Here is a 19,970-nt window from a genome sequence, read left to right as displayed (position 1 = left end):
CAACGGGATACTTCGGGAACCAATCATGGCCAGCCAAAAAGCAACGCGCATCGCGCTCTTCTCCCTCGCCACGCCGCCCATGCGCGCATTCCACCTGACGTGGATGGCATTTTTCGTGTGTTTCTTCGCCTGGTTCGCCTGCGCGCCGCTGATGCCGGTCATCAAGGGCGAGTTTGGTCTTTCCTTGGCGCAAGTGGCCAATATCAATATCGCGGCCGTCGCCATCACCATCCTCGTGCGCCTGATCGTGGGGCCGCTGTGCGACCGCTACGGCCCGCGCAAGACCTACACGGGATTGCTATTGCTGGGCGCCATCCCCGTGCTGGGCGTGGCGGCTTCGCAGAGCTATGAAAGCTTTCTGTTCTTTCGCCTGGGCATCGGCGCCGTCGGTGCCAGCTTTGTCATCACGCAATATCACACCTCCGTGATGTTCGCCCCGCGTGTCGTCGGCACGGCGAATGCGGCCGCCGCCGGTTGGGGCAATGCGGGCGGCGGCGCGGCGCAGGCGCTGATGCCGCTATTGCTGGGCGCCGTGCTGATGCTGGGCGTGTCCGAATCGATGGGCTGGCGCGTGGCCTTGCTGGTACCGGGCGTACTGATGCTGGTGATGGCGGCCCTCTACTGGCGCTATACGCAGGATTGCCCTGAAGGCAATTACTCGGACTTGCGCAAGGCTGGCGTGTCTATCGAGGGTGGAAAGAAAGGTGGCTGGGACAGCTTCAAGGCGGCCAGTTCCAACTACCGCGTGTGGCTGCTGTTCGTCACCTACGGCGCCTGTTTCGGCATCGAGATTTTCATCCACAATATCGCCGCCGTGTACTACGTCGACCATTTCGGCCTGTCCCTGAAATCGGCCGGCCTGGCCGCCGGCAGCTTCGGCTTGCTGGCCCTGTTTGCCCGCGCCCTGGGCGGCTGGATGTCCGACAAGCTGGCGCTGCGCGGCAACCTGAACAGCCGCGTCACCCTGCTGTTCATGCTGATGATCGGCGAAGGCGTGGGCCTGCTGTGGTTTGCCAAGGTCGACAGCGTCACCTGGGCCGTCATCGCCATGCTGGTCTTCGGCCTGTTCACCCACATGGCCTGCGGCGCCACCTATGCGCTGGTGCCCTTCATCGACAGCCGCGCCCTGGGCGGCGTGGCAGGGATTATCGGCGCCGGCGGCAACGTGGGCGCCGTGGCGGCCGGTTTCCTGATGAAGGGCACGGGCGACATCCGCCAGACCCTGATCATCCTGAGCGTGCTGGTGGTGATCTCGGCGCTGTGCGCCATCGCCGTGCGTTTTACCCGCGAGGCGGCCGAACCAAGCATGGCCGCGGCCTGAGGAGACAGTAATGACTCACCCTTTGAACATCGTCGTCCTTGGCCATGGCATGGTCGGGCATAAATTCCTCGAACGGCTGGCGCTGGAGAACAATACGCGCCTGCGCGTGACCGTGCTGTGCGAAGAGCCGCGCCCCGCCTACGACAGGGTGCACCTGTCCGAATTTTTCAGCGGCAAATCGGCGGACGAGCTGTCGCTGGTGGCGCCCGGATTCTTCGACAAGGACAACCTGGTTCTAAAGCTCAACGCGCGCGCCGCGTCCATCGACCGGACGGCGAAAACCGTCACCGCCAGCACGGGTGAAGTACTGGCTTATGACAAGTTGGTGTTCGCCACCGGCTCGACGCCGTTCGTGCCGCCGCTGCCGGGCAAGGACAGGGAAGGCTGCTTCGTCTACCGCACCATCGAAGACCTGGAAGCCATGCTGGCTTGGGGTGGAAAGTCCAGAACGGGTGTGGTGATCGGCGGCGGACTGTTGGGCCTCGAATGCGCGAAAGCCTTGCGCGACCTGAAACTCGACACCCACGTGGTGGAATTCGCGCCGCGCCTGATGGCCGTGCAGGTCGATGAAGGCGGCGCGCGCGTCCTGCGCCGCAAGATCGAGGAACTGGGCGTGACCGTGCACACGCAAAAGAACACGCTGGCCATCGTCGACGGTGAAGCGGCCACGCACCGCATGCAGTTCGCCGACGGCAGCCACCTGGAAGCGGACATGATCGTCTTTTCGGCCGGCATCCGTCCGCGCGACGAACTGGCGCGCGCCTGCGGCCTGGAGGTGGGACCGCGCGGTGGCATCGCCATCGACGACAGCTGCGTCACCTCCGACCCGGATATTTACGCGATCGGCGAATGCGCGCTGTGGGGCGGCCTGGTCTTCGGCCTGGTGGCGCCCGGCTACGAAATGGCCCGCATCGCGGCGCGCCATGTGCTGCAGGAAGAGGGCGAAGCCTCGTTCAAGGGCGCCGACATGAGCACCAAGCTCAAACTCATGGGCGTGGACGTGGCCAGCCTGGGCGACCCGCACGGCAATGCGCCGGGCAGCCGTTCCTACCAGTTCATGGACGAGCGCAAGCAGATCTACAAGAAAATCGTCGTTTCCGATTGCGGCAAGTATTTGCTGGGCGGCGTGATGGTGGGCGACGCCAGCGAGTACGGCACCTTGCTGCAGATGATGCTCAATAAAATCGAGCTGCCGGAGTTCCCCGAATTCCTCATCCTGCCGCAGGCCGATGGCCAGCAAAAGGCGGCCCTGGGCGTGGATGCCTTGCCGGAGTCGGCGCAGATCTGCTCGTGCAACGACGTCTCGAAAGGCGCGCTGTGCGCGGCCGTCGCCGGCGGCGCCACGACCATCGGCGCCTTGAAGACCTGCACGAAAGCGGGCACGGCGTGCGGCGGCTGCGTGCCGCTGGTGACGCAGATCATGAAGGCAGAGATGCAGAAGCAGGGCCTGGCCGTGAATAATCACGTGTGCGAACACTTTGCCTACTCGCGCCAGGAACTGCACCACCTGGTGCGGGTCGGCAAAATCCGCAGCTTCGGCGCGCTGCTGGCGGCGCATGGCCAGGGTCTCGGTTGCGACGTGTGCAAGCCCGTGGCGGCGAATATCCTCGCCTCGTGCTGGAACGATTTCGTGCTCTCTCCCGTCCACGCCAGCCTGCAGGACAGCAACGACTACTTCCTTGGCAATATCCAGAAGGACGGCACGTACTCGGTGGTGCCGCGCATGCCGGGCGGCGAAGTGACGGCCGACGGCTTGATCGCCGTGGGCATGGTGGCGAAAAAATACGGTTTATATACAAAAATCACGGGCGGCCAGCGGGTCGACCTGTTCGGCGCGCGCGTGGACCAGTTGCCGGCCATCTGGGAAGAACTGATCGCGGCCGGCTTCGAGTCGGGCCACGCCTACGGAAAATCCTTGCGCACGGTGAAATCGTGCGTCGGTTCCACCTGGTGCCGCTACGGCGTGGCCGACAGCGTGGGCTTTGCGATTCAGCTGGAAAACCGCTACAAGGGCTTGCGCACGCCGCACAAGATCAAGTTCGGCGTCTCCGGCTGCACGCGCGAATGCGCCGAAGCGCAGGGCAAGGACATCGGCCTGATCGCCACGGAAAAGGGCTGGAATTTGTACGTGTGCGGCAATGGCGGCATGAAGCCGCGCCATGCGGAACTGATCGCCTCCGATCTCGATGAAGCCACCCTGGTGCGCTATGTCGACCGCTTCCTGATGTTTTACGTGCGCACGGCCGACCGCCTGCAGCGCACCAGCGTGTGGCGCGACAACCTGGAAGGGGGCCTCGATTACCTCAAGCGCGTCATCATCGACGACAGCCTGGGCATGGCGGCGGAACTGGAAGCGGACATGCAGCACGTGGTCGACACCTATGCCTGCGAATGGAAGGAAGCCGTGTCCAACCCCGCCGTGCGCCAGCGTTTCCGCCACTTCGTCAACAGCGAGAAGAACGATGAAAACGTGGTGTTCGTCGAAGAGCGGGGCCAGATCCGGCCCGCCACTGAAACTGAACGCCGCAGCACCGTGATCCCCATCCTTGCCGTGGAGGCGTGAGCCATGAATGCGATGAATGAACTTTCCGGCGCCAGCGCCGACAACTGGGTGGCCATCTGTCCCTTGACCGATATCGTGCCCGACACGGGCGTGTGCGCATTGCTGGGTGGCCGCCACGTGGCCGTGTTCCGCGTCGGCGATGCCAGCCCAAAAATCTTCGCCATCGACAATGTCGACCCGAACGCGGGCGCCTCCGTATTGTCGCGCGGCCTCGTGGGCAGCATCGGCGAGCGCATCGTCGTTGCGTCGCCCATCTACAAGCAGCACTTCGACCTGGCCAGCGGCGAATGCATCGAAGCGCCCGAACACTCGGTAGCCACCTGGCCCGCGCGCGTGTTTGCCGACATGGTGTGGGTGGCGCTGTGAGCACGCCGGGCAAGGCCAGCGCGCGTCCCTCGCTGGTGGTGGTCGGCAACGGCATGGCGGGCATGCGCACGGTCGAGGAACTCCTGAAACTGGCGCCGGACCTGTATGACATCACGGTGTTTGGCGCCGAACCGCATGGCAATTACAACCGCATCCTGCTGTCGCCAGTGCTGGCCGGCGAAAAGACGGTGGACGACATCATGCTGCACACGCGCGCCTGGTATGCGCAGCATGGCATCACGCTGCACGCGGGCGACCCGGTGGTGCGCATCGACCGCCAGGCGCGCACCGTGCAGGCGCAGTCGGGCATCACGGTTGCCTACGACCGGCTGCTGCTGGCCACGGGGTCGACGCCCTTCATTGTGCCCGTGCCGGGTCATGAACTGCCGGGCGTGATCGGCTTTCGCGATATCGCCGACGTCGATACCATGCTGCAGGCGGCGCGCCGGCACCGCCACGCGGTGGTCATCGGCGGCGGCTTGCTGGGGCTGGAAGCGGCCAATGGCTTGCAGCGCCAGGGCATGGATGTGACGGTGGTGCACATGAGCGGTTCGCTGATGAACCAGCAGCTCGACGCGCCCGCATCCATGCTGCTGAAAACGGCGCTGGAAGCGCGCGGCCTGCGGTTTTTGATGCACGCGCAGACGGCGGAAATCCTCGGCACCGACCGCGTGCAGGGAGTTCGCTTTGCCGATAGCACGTCGATCCCCGCCGACCTGGTGGTGATGACGGCCGGCGTGCGCCCCAACATCGCGCTGGCGCAAGCGGCCGGCCTGCATTGCGAACGGGCCATCGTCGTCGACGACTGCCTGCAAAGCTACGATCCGCGCGTGTACGCCGTCGGCGAATGCGTGCAGCACCGGCGCGCCACGTTTGGCCTGGTGGCACCGATATGGGAGCAGGCGCGCGTGTGCGGCGCGCACCTGGCGGGCGCGGGCCACCGCCGCTACGTGCAGCAGGCCAGCGCCACCAAACTGAAAGTGACGGGCATCGACCTGTACTCGGCCGGCGACATCCTCGGCGGCGAAGGCAGCGAAGACCTGGTGCTGCGCGACCCGCGCCGCGGCATCTACAAGCGCCTGGTGGTGCAGGGCAACCGCCTGGTCGGCGCCGTGCTGTATGGCGAGGTGCAGGACGGCCCCTGGTATTTCGACCTGATCCAGCAGCGCCGCGATATCGGCAAGCTGCGCTCCCATTTGCTGTTTGGCCAGGCGCTGTGCGCCCAGGCCGCCTGACAGCCACCAACAGGACACTTTCATGACTAGCTGCACACCCGTGAAAACCACTTGCCCGTATTGCGGCGTCGGCTGCGGCGTGGAAGCCACAACCTTGCCCGGTGGCGCCATCCGCATCGCCGGCGATGCCAGCCACCCGGCCAACCAGGGCAAGCTGTGCGTGAAAGGCTCTGCGCTGGGCGATACGCTGGGCCTCGACAAGCGGCTGCTGCAACCGCAGGTGCGCGTCGACGGCGTGCTGCAGCCGTCTTCCTGGGATGCGGCGCTGGAGCACGTGGCTGGCGGCCTGCGCGCCATCATCGATGCACACGGCCCCGACGCCGTGGCCCTGTATGTCTCGGGCCAGCTGCTGACGGAAGATTATTATGTCGCCAATAAATTCATGAAGGGCTATGTGGGCAGCGCGAATATCGACACCAATTCGCGCCTGTGCATGTCGTCGGCCGTGGCCGGCCACAAGCGGGCGTTTGGCGAGGATATCGTGCCTGGCTGCTATGAAGACCTGGAACTGGCCGACATGATCGTGCTGGTCGGCTCGAACACGGCCTGGTGCCACCCCATCCTGTTCCAGCGCATCGCCCGCATCAAGGAAAGCCGGCCGGAAATGACACTGGTGGTGATCGACCCGCGCCGCACGGCCACTTGCGAACTGGCCGATATGCATTTGCCCGTGAAGCCGGGCACGGACGTGTGGCTGTTCAACGGCTTGTTGTGTCATCTGGCGAAAGAGGGCGTGATCGACGACGCCTTCGTCACGCAGCACAGTTCCGGGCTGGATGCGGCGCTGGCCGCCGCGCATGTCGATTGCGGCGATCCGCTGCAGGTGGCGAAAATCTGCAAGGTTGACCCGCACGCCTTGCTGGCGTTTTACCAGGCGTTCGTCGCCACGCGCAAGGTCGTGACGGCCTTTTCGCAGGGCGTGAACCAGTCGTCTTCCGGCACGGACAAGGTCAACAGCATCATCAACTGCCACTTGGCAACGGGGCGCATCGGCCAGCCGGGCATGGGACCGTTTTCGCTGACGGGCCAGCCCAACGCCATGGGCGGGCGCGAAGTGGGCGGCCTGGCCAACGTGCTGGCTGCCCACCTGGAGCTGGATAATCCACTGCACCGCGATACCGTGCAAGCGTTCTGGGACGCGCCCCGCATCGCCAGCAAGCCTGGCTTGAAGGCGGTGGAGCTGTTCCAGGCCATCGAAGCGGGCAAGGTCAAGGCCGTGTGGATCATCGCCACCAATCCGCTGGTCAGCATGCCGGACGCCGACCAGGTGCGCCGCGCGCTCGATCAGTGCGAGCTGGTGGTGGTGTCGGACATCAGCGCGCAGTCGGACACGAATGCGCATGCGCACGTGCTGCTGCCAGCGCTGGGCTGGGGCGAGAAGGATGGCATGGTGACGAACTCGGAGCGGCGCATTTCGCGCCAGCGCGCATTCCTGCCGGCGCCGGGCGAAGCGCGGGCCGACTGGCAAGTGCTGTGCCAGGTAGCCACGCGCATGGGCTATGCGGGCTTTGCATTCACCTCGCCGCACGCCATTTTCGATGAACACGCGCGCCTGTCCGCCTTCCGCAACGCGGCAGCCACAAAGCGCCTGTTCAATCTGTCGCACCTGGTGGCGCTGAATGGCGCGCAGTACGATGCCTTGCCGCCGCAGCAGTGGCCGCAGGGCCAGGCGCGCCTGTTCGGCAACGGCCGTTTCGCGCATGCGGACGGGCGCGCGCGTTTCATTCCCACGCCGCCGCGCGCGCCGCGCAACGTGCCCGACGAAGACTATCCGCTGATCCTCAACACGGGCCGGGTGCGCGACCAGTGGCATACCATGACGCGCACGGGCAAGGCGGCAAAACTGTCGGGCCACGTCGCCGAAGCCTTCATCGACATCCACCCGCAGGACGCGCTGCTGTACAGCGTGCGCGAAGGCGAGCTGGCGCGCGTTTCCAGCGCCTGGGGCGCGATGGTGGCGCGGGTCGTGCATGGCGGCGGCATCGCGCGCGGCCAGGTCTTCGTGCCGATCCACTGGAGCGGCGCGAATGCGTCCGACGCGCGCGTGGGCGCCGTCGTCAACCCGGTGGTCGATCCCGTCTCGGGCGAACCGGAATTCAAGCACACGCCCGTACGCATCGAGCAGTTCCGCGTGCACTGGCATGCATTTGTGCTCAGCCGCACGCCCTTGAACCTGGACGGCGTGGCGCACTGGACGCGCATCCAGGGCGAACAGTTCCTGCGCTACGAGCTGGCTGGCCGCCAGCGCATCAGTGACCTGGGCGCCTGGGCGCGCGCGCTGCTGGGCGCCACGGACGACAACGCCGACTGGCTCGATTACGCGGACGCCAGCGCCGGCGTGTACCGCGCCGTGCACCTGGAAGACGGACGCATCGCGCAATGCGTGTATGTGTCGCCGCGGCCCGACCTGCCGTCGCGCAGCTGGCTGGCCGGCCTGTTCGCGCATGCGCAGCTTGATGCGGCGGACCGCGCCGGCGTGCTGCTGGGCCAGCCCATCGGCAAGGGCGCGGATGCCGGCCCCACCGTGTGCGCGTGCTTTGGCGTGGGACGCAACAGCATCTGCGCGGCCATCCGCGAGCAAGGCATGACGACAACGGCGCAGGTGACGGCCTGCCTCAAGGCGGGCGGCAATTGCGGCTCCTGCGTACCGGAGATACGACAGTTGCTGCTTGAGGCGCGCAGCGCGGCCTGATATTCTGTCCTTTCCCGCGCGGCTTTGCTATATTGCCAGCTCTATAAGGGAGAGGCAGTGTGATGACAGCAGCACAACACCCGACGCTCTGGCTGACGGGCTTGAGCGGCGCAGGCAAGACCAGTATCGCCCTGGCACTGGCGCAGACGCTGAAGGCGCAGGGAAGGGCCGTGACGGTGCTCGATGGCGACCAGTTGCGCCATGGCCTGAACCGCGACCTGGGTTTTACGCCGCAAGACCGGCATGAAAACATCCGCCGCACGGCCGAAGTGGCGCGCCTGATGAATGACGCGGGCCTGACTGTCATCGCCGCCTTCATTTCTCCGTACCGCGCCGACCGCGCCATGGCCGCGCAGGTCATCGGTGCCGGCCAATTCATCGAAATCCATGTCAGCACGCCTGTCGCCGTGTGCGAGGCGCGCGATGTCAAGGGCCTGTATGCCAAGGCGCGCGCGGGCCAGATCGCGCAATTTACGGGTGTGTCGGCGCCGTATGAAGCGCCGCTGGATGCCGCCCTGACGCTCGATACGCAGGCGCTGGCACTTGAGGAGTCGGTCGAACGCATCTGCCAGTATCTGTGGCAAAGGCAGCAGCAGTGACGAGCTGGCGAAAACGGCTGCGCCGGCGCCTGCCCGCCAGCCTGAAGGCGCGCATGAGCGTGGTCGTCTTCCTGCTGGTGCTCGGCGCCGTCGCCTTGCTGGCGCTGGCCACCCTGGCCGTGGCCGAACGGGGCATGCGCGACGTCACGGGGCGCCAGCAATATGTGTCGCTGTCCAGCGCCGCCGTCTTCATCGACGAGGAACTCGATGCCAAGCGCAATGTGCTGCGCGTCGTCGCCGACAGCCTGGCGGCTGGCGGCGCGCACGATGATGCCAGCCTGCAGCGCTTCCTGGCCGCGCAAACGGTGCTGGCCAGCGAGTTTTATTCGGCCGGCGTGGTGGCGGCCGACGGCGTCCTGCTGGCCAGCGTGAGCCCGTTCAAGGCGCAGGCGGGGATGAGCCTGAAAGGCCGGCCGTATTTCGAGCAGACGCTGGCAACCAGGCGCTCCGTCATCTCCGCGCCGCTCAACGGCAGCATCTCGGGCATGCCCGTCGTCGTCGTGACGCAGCCCGTCTTCAACGCGCACGGTGGCGTGCGCTATGTGCTGGCGGCCAGCGTGAACCTGCGCCAGCCCGATTTCCTGGGACGCCTGGACGCGCTCAAGCCGGGCAAGGGCGGCTATCTGTACATCATGACGAATGAGGGTGTCATCGTCGAACATCCGGACAAGTCGCGCATCATGCAGCATATCGAGGCAAATGGTCCGATCAGCCTGCCCACGCGGCGCGCCATGCAGGGTTTCGAAGGCTGGATGGCGGGCACCACGGCGCAGGGCGTCGATGCGCTGTTCGCCTACCATCGCATCGCCGGCACGGGCTGGATACTGGCGTCCGTGTATCCGATGAACGCGGCGTTCGCGCCCTTGCATGCGATGCGCAGCAAGATCCTGCTGGCCGCCGTGCTGCTGGCGGGCCTGGCCGGCCTGGCCGGCTGGCGCGTGGTGCTGCGCCTGTTGCAGCCTTTGGAACGGCTGCGCCGGCAGGTACACCAGATTCGCCGCCAGCGCCTGGGCATCGAAGCGCTGCAGATCGAACGGCGCGACGAGATCGGCGACTTGAGCCGCGACTTTTACTCGCTGGTGGCCGAGCGCGAAATCGCCGAGGCGCAGACGCGCGACAGCGAACGGCGCCTGAAGCTGCTGACGGACCACGTGCCCGTGGTGATCGTGTATATCGACCGCGAGCACCGCTACCAGTTCATCAACGCGACGTTTGAAAAATGGTTCGGCAGGTCGCGGCAGGAAAGCATGATGCAGTCTATCCGCGACGTGCTGGGCGAGGAAGCGTACCAGCTGCGCGAGGAGTACCTGCTGCGCGCCTTCGCGGGCGAGGAAGTCGAGTACGAATTTACCATCGAGGGCGAAGGGGGCGGCGCGCGGCGCGCCTTCCAGACCAGTTATGTGCCCGACGTGGACGAGAGCGGGGTGGTGGCCGGCGTGTATGGCCTGATCCATGAAATCACCAAGGTCAAGGCGGTGCACACGGCGCTGCAGTTTGCCGCCGCCACCGATATCCTGACGGGCATCGCCAACCGCCGCCGCTTCGACGAACAGCTGGCGCAGAGCATGCAGCGCACGCGCGCCACGCAGGCGCCGATGGCGCTGGCCTACCTCGACATCGACCGCTTCAAGGCCATCAATGACAGCCTGGGACACCATGCGGGCGACGAGGTACTCAAGGAGTTTGCCAGCCGCCTGGCACGCAGCGTGCGCGCCAGCGACCTGGTGGCGCGCCTGGCAGGCGATGAATTCGTGATCATTTTCGAGGGCGTGAAGAGCGCGGCCGAAGTGCGGCAGATCGGCGCCAAGATCATCGATGCCATCCGCGCGCCATTCGACCTGGCCAGCGGCGCGCTGCCCGTCACCACCAGCATCGGCATCGCCATTTTCCGCGCCGGCGAACTCACGCCGGCGCAGCTACTGGACCTGGCCGACCAGGCCCTGTACCAGGCCAAGGGGCAGGGCCGCGATGGCGTGGCGCTGATCGAGGCGGCCACGCCGCAGTAGCCCTTACAGGCTGGCGGCCCACTGGTCGAGCTGCTGCGTGGTGGCGGTGACGCCGCCGCAGACGATGACCAGCACATTGCGGTACGGCGCCAGCTGCGGCACGTTGCCGTAGACGGCCGCCAGGGCCGCGCCGCACGCCGGCTCCACCACCAGGCGCTGGTCGCCGATGAAACGCCGGCAGGCGTCGACGGCGGCCTGGTCCGAGACCACCACGCTGTGCAGCAGGCGTGTCTGGCTGATGTGGAAAGCCTGGGCGCAGACCTGGCGCGCGGCCAGCGAGGTGGCGATGCTGCTCACGGCGGGCAGGGCCACATGTTCGCGCGCGGCGACGGCGGCCGCCAGCGAGGCGGCGCCCTGCGTTTCCACGGCGACCAGGGCCACGTCATCCCAGCCATTGCGCTGCAAGCCTTGCGCCACGCCGGCCAGCAAGCCGCCGCCGCCCACCGACAGCACCACGGCGTCCGGTTTCAGGCCCGCCTGCGCCACTTCGTCGATCATGCCCGCGTGGCCTTGCCACAGCAGCGGGTCGTCGAACGGGTGCAGAAACGCGTCTTGCGGCGTGAGCATCGATTGCGCCAGCGCGTTGGCTTCCTGCCAGGCGGCGCCATGCACGATGACTTCCGCGCCTTCCTGCGCGATCAGGGCCCTGGCCCTGGCGCTGGTGGTTTCCGGTACGACCACGATGACGGGGATGCCCAGCTGGCGGCCCGCATACGCGACGGCGATGCCGGCATTGCCGCCCGAGGAAGAGATGAAGCGGCTGGCGCCACGGCGCGCATATTCTTCGCACGCCAGGCCGATGCCGCGGATCTTGAAGGAGCCAGGCGGCTGCAAGGCTTCCAGCTTGAGCCAGATGGCGCGCTCGCTGTGCAGGCTCAGGGCGCGCGAGTTGAGCAGAGGGGTTTCGATGTGCAGGGCCATGCGTGTTCCATGTAGACAATCAGACCAGTATCTTAGCCCGGATGACAGTCATGGCGGTGTCCCGCTGAGCACGAAAAATTTCCACACGACAATTTGCAAAGTTGATAAACTAAATTAAATTTTTTTCTACTTTAAAAAACAAAGGAAAAGTAATGGCAACTCGTATTGCAATGAAACACAAGGACACGGGCCTGATGAAAGACGGCTTTTACGGCTTTTCGTGGACCACGTTCTTCTTCGGCTTTTTCCCTGCCCTGTTCCGCGGCGATTTCATTACTTTTATCGGCGCCTTTGTCGTCACGGTAATCATCGGCCTGTTTACCGCCGGCTTCGGCATGTTCATCGTCGGCGTGGTGTGGGCCTTCCTGTACAACAAATACTACACGGGCAAGCTGCTGGAGCGCGGCTACGTGCTGGCAGGTTCGCCAAGCGAAAATGCAGAAGCGGCCGCTGCCATCGGCATCGCCCTGCCATCGCCGACTGCCTGAGCCATCGGCTGGCGATTCCTCCAAGGGCGCTGCGGCGCCTTTTTTTTATCACCCGTCAGTTCAGCGGCGCGCTCTTGAGCTGATGTGCGCGCGCCACTTCCTTCATGGCTTCGAGCAAGTCGTCGCGCAGCTGGCGTGGCAGCTTGCCGAAGAATTCCTCGTCGTTCTGGTCGGCCATGCCTGCCAGTACGGGCACCAGGGCCTCGCCTTCGGTGGTCAGCTCGATCGAGTGCTGGCGGCGGTCGGCCAGCAGGATCGATTTGCTGACCATGCCCTTGCTTTCCAGGCGGTCGATGAGTTTCGAGACGGCGCCCTTGCTCATGCCGGCTACCTGCGCCAGCACGGTGGGCGAGGTGCAGCCGAGACGGAACATTTCGCGCAGCACCACCCATTCGGATACCGTCACGCCATTGGCTTCGGCCTTCTTCTGGAAGCTGTGAGAAACATGGTTGGAAACGAAACGCAGCCAGTAACCGAGATGTGCTTCCAGTTCGCTGACGTGAGCGCTGTTGGGATGGGAGGCTTGCGGCATGGCGGCCGCTTCAAAATTATGGCTCATTTCTTTTCCTTCACTGGGCGGCGCTGCCGGCATGGTTAAGGCCTTGGCGCTTGCTGTCGAGTGGTTTGTTGGGGAATAATCGTCTTGCGTGAGGTAGTTCTAACACTGTTTTCACTGGAAATCATTTAGCTGCAATGCGCTCGTCTTCGCGGTCTTCTTCATTCTATTGCTTTAAGTGCATAAAAAGCAATATCAGGCGAATAATCGTACTGCCGGAGAGGAAGATTAAAAAAATAACGCATGTTGCATCAATGGTAACAGCATTTCTGGTGAATAGATAAATATTTCATATCATTCAGTGTGCTTTCCCACATAAGGCGTCTTGCCCTCGCGACAGCTGCCGTGCCACGCCGCCCCGGTGCGCCTCACGCCGCGACAAGCACCTTGACGCGCGCGTCGCGCAATACTTCGGCAAAGCGGGGCGGCGGCGGCGCATCTGTAAACAGGATGTCCACTTGCGCCAGGTCGGCCAGGCGTACCAGTGCCTTGCGGCCGAATTTATGCTGGTCGGCCACCAGCCACACTTCGCGCGACTGCTCGATGATCGCTTGCGCCACCTTCACTTCGCGCGCATCGAAGTCGCGCAGGCTGCCATCTTCGTCGATGCTGGAAATGCCGATGATGCCGATGTCGACCTTGAACTGGCGGATGAAGTCGATGGTGGCTTCGCCCACGATGCCGCGGTCGCGCCCGCGCACCACGCCGCCGGCCACGATCACTTCGCAGGCCGCGTTGTCAGCCAGGATGGCGGCCACGTTCAGGTTGTTCGTCACCACGTGCAAGCCCGTGTGGCGGCCCAGGGCGCGCGCCACTTCCTCGGTGGTCGTGCCGATATTGATCAGCAGTGAACAGCCGTGCGGCACTTGCGTGGCGACGGCGGCGGCGATGCGCCGCTTGGCCTCGCTGTTGAACACTTGCCGCTGGCTGTAATCGATGTTTTCCACGGACGAGGGCAAGCCCACGCCGCCGTGGTAGCGGGCCAGCAGGCGCGCTGCCTCCATCTGCTTGACGTCGCGGCGCACGGTCTGCGGCGTCACTTCCAGCTGCTGGGCCAGCTCTTCGACGGACATCGTGACCTTCTGGCGCACCACTTCCAGCAGGCGGCGCTGGCGGGGATTCAAATTCATGGGCATGTCTCTTTTAAAATCATAAACGAACAGAAACGAACAAATAGTATTGAAAATATGTTGCTATGTTTTCGTATTCTGGCGTAACCTTATTCATATTGCATGCGTATCACATCAAACTTGATCTTAACGGCAGTTGCCGGCAGTGCCTAGTCTTTCCTGGCGCACCGGTACTTCACAGTGACGGAGTCCCGATGGCGGCAGCACTGCAGGACGAGGAAGCGGCAGACGGCACGCTCGCATGCGACGTGCTGGTGGTGGGCGGCGGCATCAACGGCGCCGGCGTCGCGCGCGACGCGGCCGGGCGCGGCCTGTCCGTGGTGCTGTGCGAAAAGGATGACTTGGCCGCGCACACCTCGTCCGCCTCGACCAAGCTGATACACGGCGGCCTGCGCTACCTCGAATACTATGAGTTCGGCCTCGTGCGCAAGGCGCTGATCGAACGCGAAGTGCTGCTGCGCTCGGCGCCGCACATCATGTGGCCGCTGCGTTTCGTCATGCCGCACGCGAAAGGCCAGCGTCCGGCCTGGCTGATACGCGCCGGCCTGTTTCTCTACGATATGCTGGCGCGGCGCGAACTCTTGCCCGCCTCCAGCGGCATCGACCTCGCGCGCCATGCGGCGGGCCAACCCTTAAAACCCGAGTTCAAGCGCGGCTTCGTGTATTCCGATGGCTGGGTCGACGATGCGCGCCTGGTGGTGCTCAATGCCATCGATGCGGCGGAGCACGGCGCGCGCATCCTGACGCGCACGCGCTGCACGGCCCTGGCGCGCGAAGGCGAGGGGGAGGGCGCTTCCTGGCTGGCCACCTTGCAAGATGCCGACGGGAAACAAACGGCCGTGCGCGCGCGCAGCGTCGTCAACGCGGCCGGGCCATGGACGGCGCAATTCCTGCGCCAGGCGGCGCCCGCCGCGCCGCACCGGCATTTGCGCCTGATCAAGGGCAGCCATATCGTCGTCAAGCGCCTGTTCGCGCATGATCATGCCTACATTTTTCAGCATCCCGATGGCCGCATCGTGTTTGCCATTCCCTATGAGCACGATTTCACCCTGATCGGCACCACCGACCTCGATTACCAGGGCGACAGCGGCAAGGTGGAAATTGACGACGAGGAAATTCGTTACTTGTGCGAACTTTCCAGTTACTATTTCAGCAAGCCTGTCGATCCTGCCGACGTGGTCTGGACGTATGCGGGCGTGCGCCCGCTGGTGGAAGATGCGGCGGCCGATGCCAAGGCCGTGACGCGCGATTACCGTTTCGAGCTGGAGCAGGATGGGGTGCCTTTGCTGAGCATTTTCGGCGGCAAGATCACCACGTTTCGCAAGCTGGCCGAGGAGGCGGTGGATGTGCTGGCACCGCTGTTGCAGCAGGGTGCAACGCGGGGGGCGTGGACGGCCAAGGCTTGCCTGCCTGGCGGCGACCTGTTCGGCAGTGCGCCGCAAAACCGCGCCGTGCGCGAATTCGGCCAGTTCGTGCAAGGCGTGCAGCGCCAATACGCGTGGCTGCCGGCGCCGCTGGTGGCCCGTTATGCGCGCGCGTATGGCACGCGCATCCACGTGCTGCTGGACGGGCGAACGGACGTGGCGGCCATGGGCGAGGAAATCGCCACCGGGCTGTACGCGGCGGAAGTCGATTATGTGCGGCGCCATGAATGGGCCGTCAGCGCGGCCGACATCCTGTGGCGGCGCTCGAAGCTGGGCCTGCACCTGCCGCGCGCGACGGCGGACACGCTCGATGCCTGGCTGGCGCGGCACCCGTTGTAGCCCGAGAAAAGATCGTGCTGGCGACCGCTTCCCGCAGAGGACGCGGCGAAGAATAAGAACACATCACTGGAGGAGAAGCGCGTGCAACTGGTACTGGACAAGATCAGCAGGAAGCAGGGTGCTGACGACTATTTATATCCGATGTCGCTGGCCCTCGTGCCGGGCGCCATCAATGTGCTGCTGGGTACCACGCGTGCCGGCAAGACGACCCTGATGCGCGTGATGGCGGGCCTGGACAAGCCCAGCAGCGGCACGGTCACGGCCGATGGCGTGGACGTGACGGGCGTGCCCGTCAGCAAACGCAACCTGGCCATGGTGTACCAGCAATTCATCAACTATCCGGCCTTCACCGTCTACGACAATATCGCCTCGCCCTTGCGCCTGCGCAAGGTCCCCGAGGAACAGATCCGCGTGAAAGTGCAGGCGCTGGCCGAGCGCCTGCATATCACGCCGTACCTGCAGCGCACGCCGGGCGAGCTGTCCGGTGGCCAGCAGCAGCGCACGGCGCTGGGGCGCGCGCTGATCAAGGATGCGTCATTGCTGCTGCTCGACGAACCGCTGGTCAACCTCGACTACAAATTGCGCGAGGAATTGCGCCGCGAACTGACGGAACTGTTTTCCAGCGGCAGCACGACGGTCGTGTACGCCACCACGGAACCGCTGGAAGCGCTGCAGCTGGGTGGCCACGTTGCCGTGTTGCATGAAGGCCGCTTGCTGCAGCAGGGGCCGACCCTGGATGTCTTCAATGCGCCCAATTCCATCGCCGTGGCGCGCACCTTCAGCGATCCGCCCATCAACCTGATCGCCGCGCGTGTCGATGCGCACGGCGTGGCGCAGGCGGCGGACGGCCTGGCCATCCACTTGAGCGGCGCACAGCGCGCGCGCCTGGGCGGGCGGCAAGACGTGATCCTCGGCGTGCGTGCGCACAGCCTGCATCTGTCGCCCCAGTCCGATGGCGACGTGCCCATCGCCGCGCAGGTGGACCTGGCGGAAATCAGCGGCTCGGAAACCTATGTGCATGCGCGCCGTGGCGAGCTGGCGCTGGTGGCCCAGCTCGGTGGCGTGCACAATCTGGAAATCGGCAGCGCCTGCACCGTGTATTGCCAGCCGCATGCCTTGCTGATCTTCGGCGACGATGGCGCGCTCCTGTATGCGCCAGTGCACGCCACGGCAGGGGGAGCCTGACATGGCGCGCATTGAACTGCTCGACCTGGCCCACGCCTACAAACCGAACCCCACGGCACCGGCCGACTACGCGCTGCGGCCGATGAGCATGGCGTGGCATGACGGTGGCGCGTATGCCTTGCTGGGGCCGTCCGGCTGCGGCAAGACGACCTTGCTCAACATTATTTCCGGCCTGGTAAAGCCGTCGCATGGCAAGGTGCTGTTCGACGGCAAGGATGTGACGCAACTGCCCACGGAAGCGCGCAATATCGCCCAAGTGTTCCAGTTTCCCGTCATTTACGACACCATGACCGTGCATGATAATTTGGCGTTTCCACTGCGCAATCGCGGCTGGAAGGAGGCCGAAGTGCGCAAGCGCGTGCAGCAGGTGGCGCAGATGCTGGAATTGACGGGCGACCTGAAGCTGCGCGCCAGCGGCCTGTCCGTGGACGCGAAGCAAAAGATTTCGCTGGGACGCGGTCTCGTGCGTCCCGACGTGGCGGCCGTGCTGTTCGACGAACCGCTGACGGTGATCGACCCGCACCTGAAATGGCTGTTGCGCAGAAAGTTAAAGGAAATCCATCACGAACTGAAACTGTCGCTGATCTACGTCACGCACGACCAGGTGGAAGCCTTGACCTTTGCCGACCAGGTGGTCGTCATGACGCAGGGCGAAGTGGTGCAGACGGGCAGCGCGCAGGCGCTGTTCGAAGAACCCGAACACACGTTTGTCGGCTATTTCATCGGCAATCCGGGCATGAACCTGCTCGATTGCACGGTGGACGATGGCGGCGTGCGCGTGGCGGGGCAACTGCTGGCCGTGTCCGCTGCCGCCCGCGCGGCGCTGTCGGGCGCGCAAGGCAAAATCACGGTCGGCGTGCGGCCCGAATTCGTTGAATGCCTGGCGACGGGAGAGGGCGGCGAAGCGGATGCGGAAAATACCCTGGCCGCCACCGTCAGCGCCGTGCGCAACATGGGCACGCACTACCTGGCCGAGTTTCGCTTGGGCGGTGCCACCGTGGCGGCCAAGCTGCGCGCCATCGATGCCGTGGCGGGCGCGGATGTGCGGCTGCGCTTTCCCCAGCAACGCACCTTGTACTACGTCAACGATAAGCGGGTGGCATGATGATCAATAACGGTAAAACCGATAACAACCGCCGCGCCTGGCTGCTGATCTTGCCCGTGCTGCTGTGCGTGGCCTTTTCCGCCATCCTGCCGCTGATGACGGTGGTGAACTATTCCGTGCAGGATATTTTGAGCCCCACGCAAAAGGTCTTCGTCGGCACCGAGTGGTTCCGCATGGTCATGCTCGATGGCGACCTGCACAGCGCCTTGCTGCGCCAGCTGCTGTTTTCCGGTTCCGTGCTGGCGATCCAGATTCCGCTGGGCATCCTGATCGCCCTGTGCATGCCGGCCGATGGCTGGAAGGCGTCGCTGGCCCTGGTGCTGATCGCGCTGCCCCTCCTGATCCCCTGGAACGTGGTTGGCACCATCTGGCAAATCTTTGGCCGCGGCGACATCGGCCTGATGGGCTATACCCTGAACCAGCTGGGGTTGGACTACAACTACAACGGCAATTCGCTCGACGCGTGGCTGACGGTGATGGTGATGGATATCTGGCACTGGACGCCGCTGGTGGTGCTGCTGTGCTATGCGGGCTTGCGCGCCATTCCCGACGCGTATTACCAGGCGGCACGCATCGACGGCGCCTCGCGCCTGGCCGTGTTCCGCTACATCCAGCTGCCGAAACTGCGCAATGTCTTGATGATCGCCGTCTTGCTGCGCTTCATGGACAGTTTCATGATCTACACGGAGCCATTCGTGCTGACGGGCGGCGGTCCGGGCAATGCCACCACCTTTTTGTCGCAGTACCTGACGCAAAAGGCCGTAGGCCAGTTTGACCTGGGACCGGCCTCGGCCTTCTCGCTGATCTATTTCCTCATCATCCTGCTGTTCTGCTTTGTGCTGTACACGTGGATGCAGCGCGTCGGCACGGGAGACCAGAAATGATGAACCGCAAAATCAGTGGCGTCATCCTGATCGTCTTCCTGCTGGGTTCCTTGCTGCCCATCTACTGGATGCTCAATATGTCGCTCAAGACCAACGAGGAAATCGTCGGCGTGCTGAGCCTGTGGCCCGAGCAGCTGACGTTCGCCAACTACAAGACCATCTTTACGGACCCGTCGTGGTACAGCGGCTACATCAATTCCATGATCTACGTGGCGCTGAACATGGTCATGTCGGTCACGGTGGCCTTGCCGGCCGCGTATGCGTTCTCGCGCTACAACTTTGTCGGCGACAAGCATCTGTTCTTCTGGCTGCTGACCAACCGCATGACGCCGCCTGCCGTCTTCCTCGTGCCCTTCTTCCAGCTGTATTCGACTGTCGGCCTGATGGATACGCATCTGGCCGTGGCGCTGGCGCACATGGTCTTCAACGTGCCGCTGGCCGTATGGATACTGGAAGGCTTCATGTCCGGCGTGCCGAAGGAAATCGACGAGACGGCGTATATCGACGGCTACAGCTTTCCCCGCTTTTTCATTCGCATCTTCCTGCCGATGATCAAGTCGGGCGTGGGCGTGACGGCCTTCTTCTGCTTCATGTTCAGCTGGGTGGAATTGCTGCTGGCGCGCACCTTGACATCCGTCAACGCCAAACCGATCGCCGCCACCATGACGCGCACGGTATCGGCGGCCGGCATGGACTGGGGCGTGCTGGCGGCGGCCGGCGTCTTGACCATCGTGCCCGGCGCGCTGGTGATCTGGTTCGTGCGGCATTACATAGCCAAGGGTTTCGCGATGGGGAGGGTGTGACATGGAAAACAATACGGATAGCACAGCCAGCCTGTTCGGCTGGATGGCGTGGACGCCGGAAGTGGCCGTCTTTTTCATTTGCATCGGCCTGATGCTGGCCGGCATGACGATCTGGCAAATCCGCTCGCCCAGCATCGAGCGCAAGGGTTTCCTGCCGATGCCGACGACGCGCGGCGACCGCCTGTTCATCGGGCTGCTCACGGCGGCGTATGTGAACCTGGCGTGGGCGGGATTCACGGAAATGCAGCAATCGATAGGTGCCGCCATCAGTTTTGTGTTGCTGTTGATTTTGATGCGTTGGGGATGACCGGCTTGCCGGTGTTGATGGAGGCCGGATCGCCAGCAGGCATCCG

General features: G+C 64.5%; 17 protein-coding genes. 14 read left to right on the top strand and 3 right to left on the bottom strand.

Translation table 11 applies throughout. The annotated features are described in order from the left end of the window. Positions 1–25 precede the first annotated feature (25 nt). The 7 genes from ACQ4WR_RS18840 to ACQ4WR_RS18810 all read left to right on the top strand — a co-directional run bounded on the left by ACQ4WR_RS18840 (position 26) and on the right by ACQ4WR_RS18810 (position 10,782). On the top strand, positions 26–1,321 hold the full coding sequence (locus tag ACQ4WR_RS18840; RefSeq protein ID WP_436489151.1) for an MFS transporter: 1,296 nt from the start codon (positions 26–28) through the stop codon (positions 1,319–1,321). 10 nt (positions 1,322–1,331) lie between these two features. Continuing rightward, positions 1,332–3,884 (top strand): nitrite reductase large subunit NirB, encoded by a 2,553-nt coding sequence (gene nirB, locus ACQ4WR_RS18835; RefSeq protein ID WP_436489149.1) that lies wholly within the window; start codon positions 1,332–1,334, stop codon positions 3,882–3,884. Positions 3,885–3,896: 12 nt separating this feature from the next. Then, positions 3,897–4,250: a nitrite reductase small subunit NirD gene (nirD, locus tag ACQ4WR_RS18830; RefSeq protein ID WP_436489263.1), complete on the top strand. Its 354-nt coding sequence runs from the start codon at positions 3,897–3,899 to the stop codon at positions 4,248–4,250. Then, positions 4,247–5,485: an NAD(P)/FAD-dependent oxidoreductase gene (locus ACQ4WR_RS18825; RefSeq protein WP_436489147.1), complete on the top strand. Its 1,239-nt coding sequence runs from the start codon at positions 4,247–4,249 to the stop codon at positions 5,483–5,485. Before nirD ends, ACQ4WR_RS18825 begins: the two co-directional genes overlap by 4 nt. A gap of 22 nt (positions 5,486–5,507) precedes the next feature. Beyond that, positions 5,508–8,177 carry a molybdopterin-dependent oxidoreductase gene (locus ACQ4WR_RS18820; protein ID WP_436489145.1) on the top strand — a complete coding sequence of 890 codons (2,670 nt, stop codon included), beginning with the start codon at positions 5,508–5,510 and terminating at the stop codon, positions 8,175–8,177. A 62-nt stretch (positions 8,178–8,239) separates the two neighbouring features. Beyond that, positions 8,240–8,776, top strand: coding sequence for an adenylyl-sulfate kinase (gene cysC, locus ACQ4WR_RS18815; protein WP_436489143.1), 537 nt, complete (start codon positions 8,240–8,242; stop codon positions 8,774–8,776). After that, entirely contained in the window at positions 8,773–10,782 is a 2,010-nt protein-coding gene (locus ACQ4WR_RS18810; protein ID WP_436489141.1) for a diguanylate cyclase domain-containing protein, read from the top strand. Before cysC ends, ACQ4WR_RS18810 begins: the two co-directional genes overlap by 4 nt. Positions 10,783–10,785: 3 nt before the next feature. Here the strand turns inward: ACQ4WR_RS18810 and ACQ4WR_RS18805 are convergent, their stop codons facing one another. After that, on the bottom strand, positions 10,786–11,703 hold the full coding sequence (locus ACQ4WR_RS18805) for a pyridoxal-phosphate dependent enzyme (protein ID WP_436489139.1): 918 nt from the start codon (positions 11,701–11,703) through the stop codon (positions 10,786–10,788). A gap of 152 nt (positions 11,704–11,855) precedes the next feature. Between ACQ4WR_RS18805 and ACQ4WR_RS18800 the strand changes: the two genes are divergently transcribed. Next, positions 11,856–12,191, top strand: a complete 336-nt coding sequence (locus ACQ4WR_RS18800) for a hypothetical protein (RefSeq protein WP_314631968.1) — start codon at positions 11,856–11,858, stop codon at positions 12,189–12,191. Positions 12,192–12,246: 55 nt separating this feature from the next. Here ACQ4WR_RS18800 and ACQ4WR_RS18795 read toward each other — a convergent pair whose 3' ends face one another. Together ACQ4WR_RS18795 and ACQ4WR_RS18790 are read right to left on the bottom strand one after the other, a co-directional pair. After that, the gene (locus ACQ4WR_RS18795; RefSeq protein WP_102293169.1) at positions 12,247–12,750 is read right to left on the bottom strand and encodes a MarR family winged helix-turn-helix transcriptional regulator; all 504 of its coding nucleotides are present in this window, start codon (positions 12,748–12,750) and stop codon (positions 12,247–12,249) included. A 365-nt stretch (positions 12,751–13,115) separates the two neighbouring features. Beyond that, complete coding sequence (locus tag ACQ4WR_RS18790; protein WP_436489136.1) at positions 13,116–13,877, bottom strand: DeoR/GlpR family DNA-binding transcription regulator; 762 nt, start codon at positions 13,875–13,877, stop codon at positions 13,116–13,118. A 194-nt stretch (positions 13,878–14,071) separates the two neighbouring features. Here ACQ4WR_RS18790 and glpD point away from each other — a divergent pair, with 194 nt between their 5' ends. From glpD to ACQ4WR_RS18760, 6 genes are all read left to right on the top strand, one after another. Beyond that, positions 14,072–15,640 (top strand): glycerol-3-phosphate dehydrogenase, encoded by a 1,569-nt coding sequence (glpD, locus tag ACQ4WR_RS18785; RefSeq protein WP_436489134.1) that lies wholly within the window; start codon positions 14,072–14,074, stop codon positions 15,638–15,640. 81 nt (positions 15,641–15,721) lie between these two features. Next, complete coding sequence (locus ACQ4WR_RS18780) at positions 15,722–16,825, top strand: ABC transporter ATP-binding protein (RefSeq protein ID WP_436489132.1); 1,104 nt, start codon at positions 15,722–15,724, stop codon at positions 16,823–16,825. 1 nt (position 16,826) lies between these two features. Next, on the top strand, positions 16,827–17,930 hold the full coding sequence (locus ACQ4WR_RS18775; protein WP_436489130.1) for an ABC transporter ATP-binding protein: 1,104 nt from the start codon (positions 16,827–16,829) through the stop codon (positions 17,928–17,930). After that, complete coding sequence (locus ACQ4WR_RS18770; protein ID WP_102293165.1) at positions 17,927–18,814, top strand: carbohydrate ABC transporter permease; 888 nt, start codon at positions 17,927–17,929, stop codon at positions 18,812–18,814. The genes ACQ4WR_RS18775 and ACQ4WR_RS18770 overlap by 4 nt, the downstream gene beginning before the upstream one ends. Further along, entirely contained in the window at positions 18,811–19,617 is an 807-nt protein-coding gene (locus tag ACQ4WR_RS18765; protein WP_374755226.1) for a carbohydrate ABC transporter permease, read from the top strand. Before ACQ4WR_RS18770 ends, ACQ4WR_RS18765 begins: the two co-directional genes overlap by 4 nt. 31 nt (positions 19,618–19,648) lie before the next feature. Next, entirely contained in the window at positions 19,649–19,924 is a 276-nt protein-coding gene (locus ACQ4WR_RS18760; RefSeq protein WP_180979313.1) for a DUF2160 domain-containing protein, read from the top strand. Positions 19,925–19,970: the final 46 nt, after the last annotated feature.

It is taken from the genome of Janthinobacterium amylolyticum, from assembly GCF_051380655.1.
Lineage (GTDB): Bacteria > Pseudomonadota > Gammaproteobacteria > Burkholderiales > Burkholderiaceae_D > Janthinobacterium.
Note: the sequence above shows the minus strand (reverse complement) of the source record. Positions and strands in the feature narration are given on the sequence as shown.

Excerpts from the sequence above, each read along its gene's own strand:
- ACQ4WR_RS18795 (WP_102293169.1), bottom strand. The coding sequence starts at position 12,750 with ATGAGCCATAATTTTGAAGCGGCCGCCATGCCGCAAGCCTCCCATCCC.
- ACQ4WR_RS18805 (WP_436489139.1), bottom strand. The coding sequence starts at position 11,703 with ATGGCCCTGCACATCGAAACCCCTCTGCTCAACTCGCGCGCCCTGAGC.
- ACQ4WR_RS18800 (WP_314631968.1), top strand. The coding sequence starts at position 11,856 with ATGGCAACTCGTATTGCAATGAAACACAAGGACACGGGCCTGATGAAA.
- ACQ4WR_RS18765 (WP_374755226.1), top strand. The coding sequence starts at position 18,811 with ATGATGAACCGCAAAATCAGTGGCGTCATCCTGATCGTCTTCCTGCTG.
- nirD (WP_436489263.1), top strand. The coding sequence starts at position 3,897 with ATGAATGAACTTTCCGGCGCCAGCGCCGACAACTGGGTGGCCATCTGT.
- nirB (WP_436489149.1), top strand. The coding sequence starts at position 1,332 with ATGACTCACCCTTTGAACATCGTCGTCCTTGGCCATGGCATGGTCGGG.
- ACQ4WR_RS18775 (WP_436489130.1), top strand. The coding sequence starts at position 16,827 with ATGGCGCGCATTGAACTGCTCGACCTGGCCCACGCCTACAAACCGAAC.
- glpD (WP_436489134.1), top strand. The coding sequence starts at position 14,072 with ATGGCGGCAGCACTGCAGGACGAGGAAGCGGCAGACGGCACGCTCGCA.
- ACQ4WR_RS18840 (WP_436489151.1), top strand. The coding sequence starts at position 26 with ATGGCCAGCCAAAAAGCAACGCGCATCGCGCTCTTCTCCCTCGCCACG.
- ACQ4WR_RS18770 (WP_102293165.1), top strand. The coding sequence starts at position 17,927 with ATGATGATCAATAACGGTAAAACCGATAACAACCGCCGCGCCTGGCTG.
- ACQ4WR_RS18790 (WP_436489136.1), bottom strand. The coding sequence starts at position 13,877 with ATGAATTTGAATCCCCGCCAGCGCCGCCTGCTGGAAGTGGTGCGCCAG.
- ACQ4WR_RS18820 (WP_436489145.1), top strand. The coding sequence starts at position 5,508 with ATGACTAGCTGCACACCCGTGAAAACCACTTGCCCGTATTGCGGCGTC.
- cysC (WP_436489143.1), top strand. The coding sequence starts at position 8,240 with ATGACAGCAGCACAACACCCGACGCTCTGGCTGACGGGCTTGAGCGGC.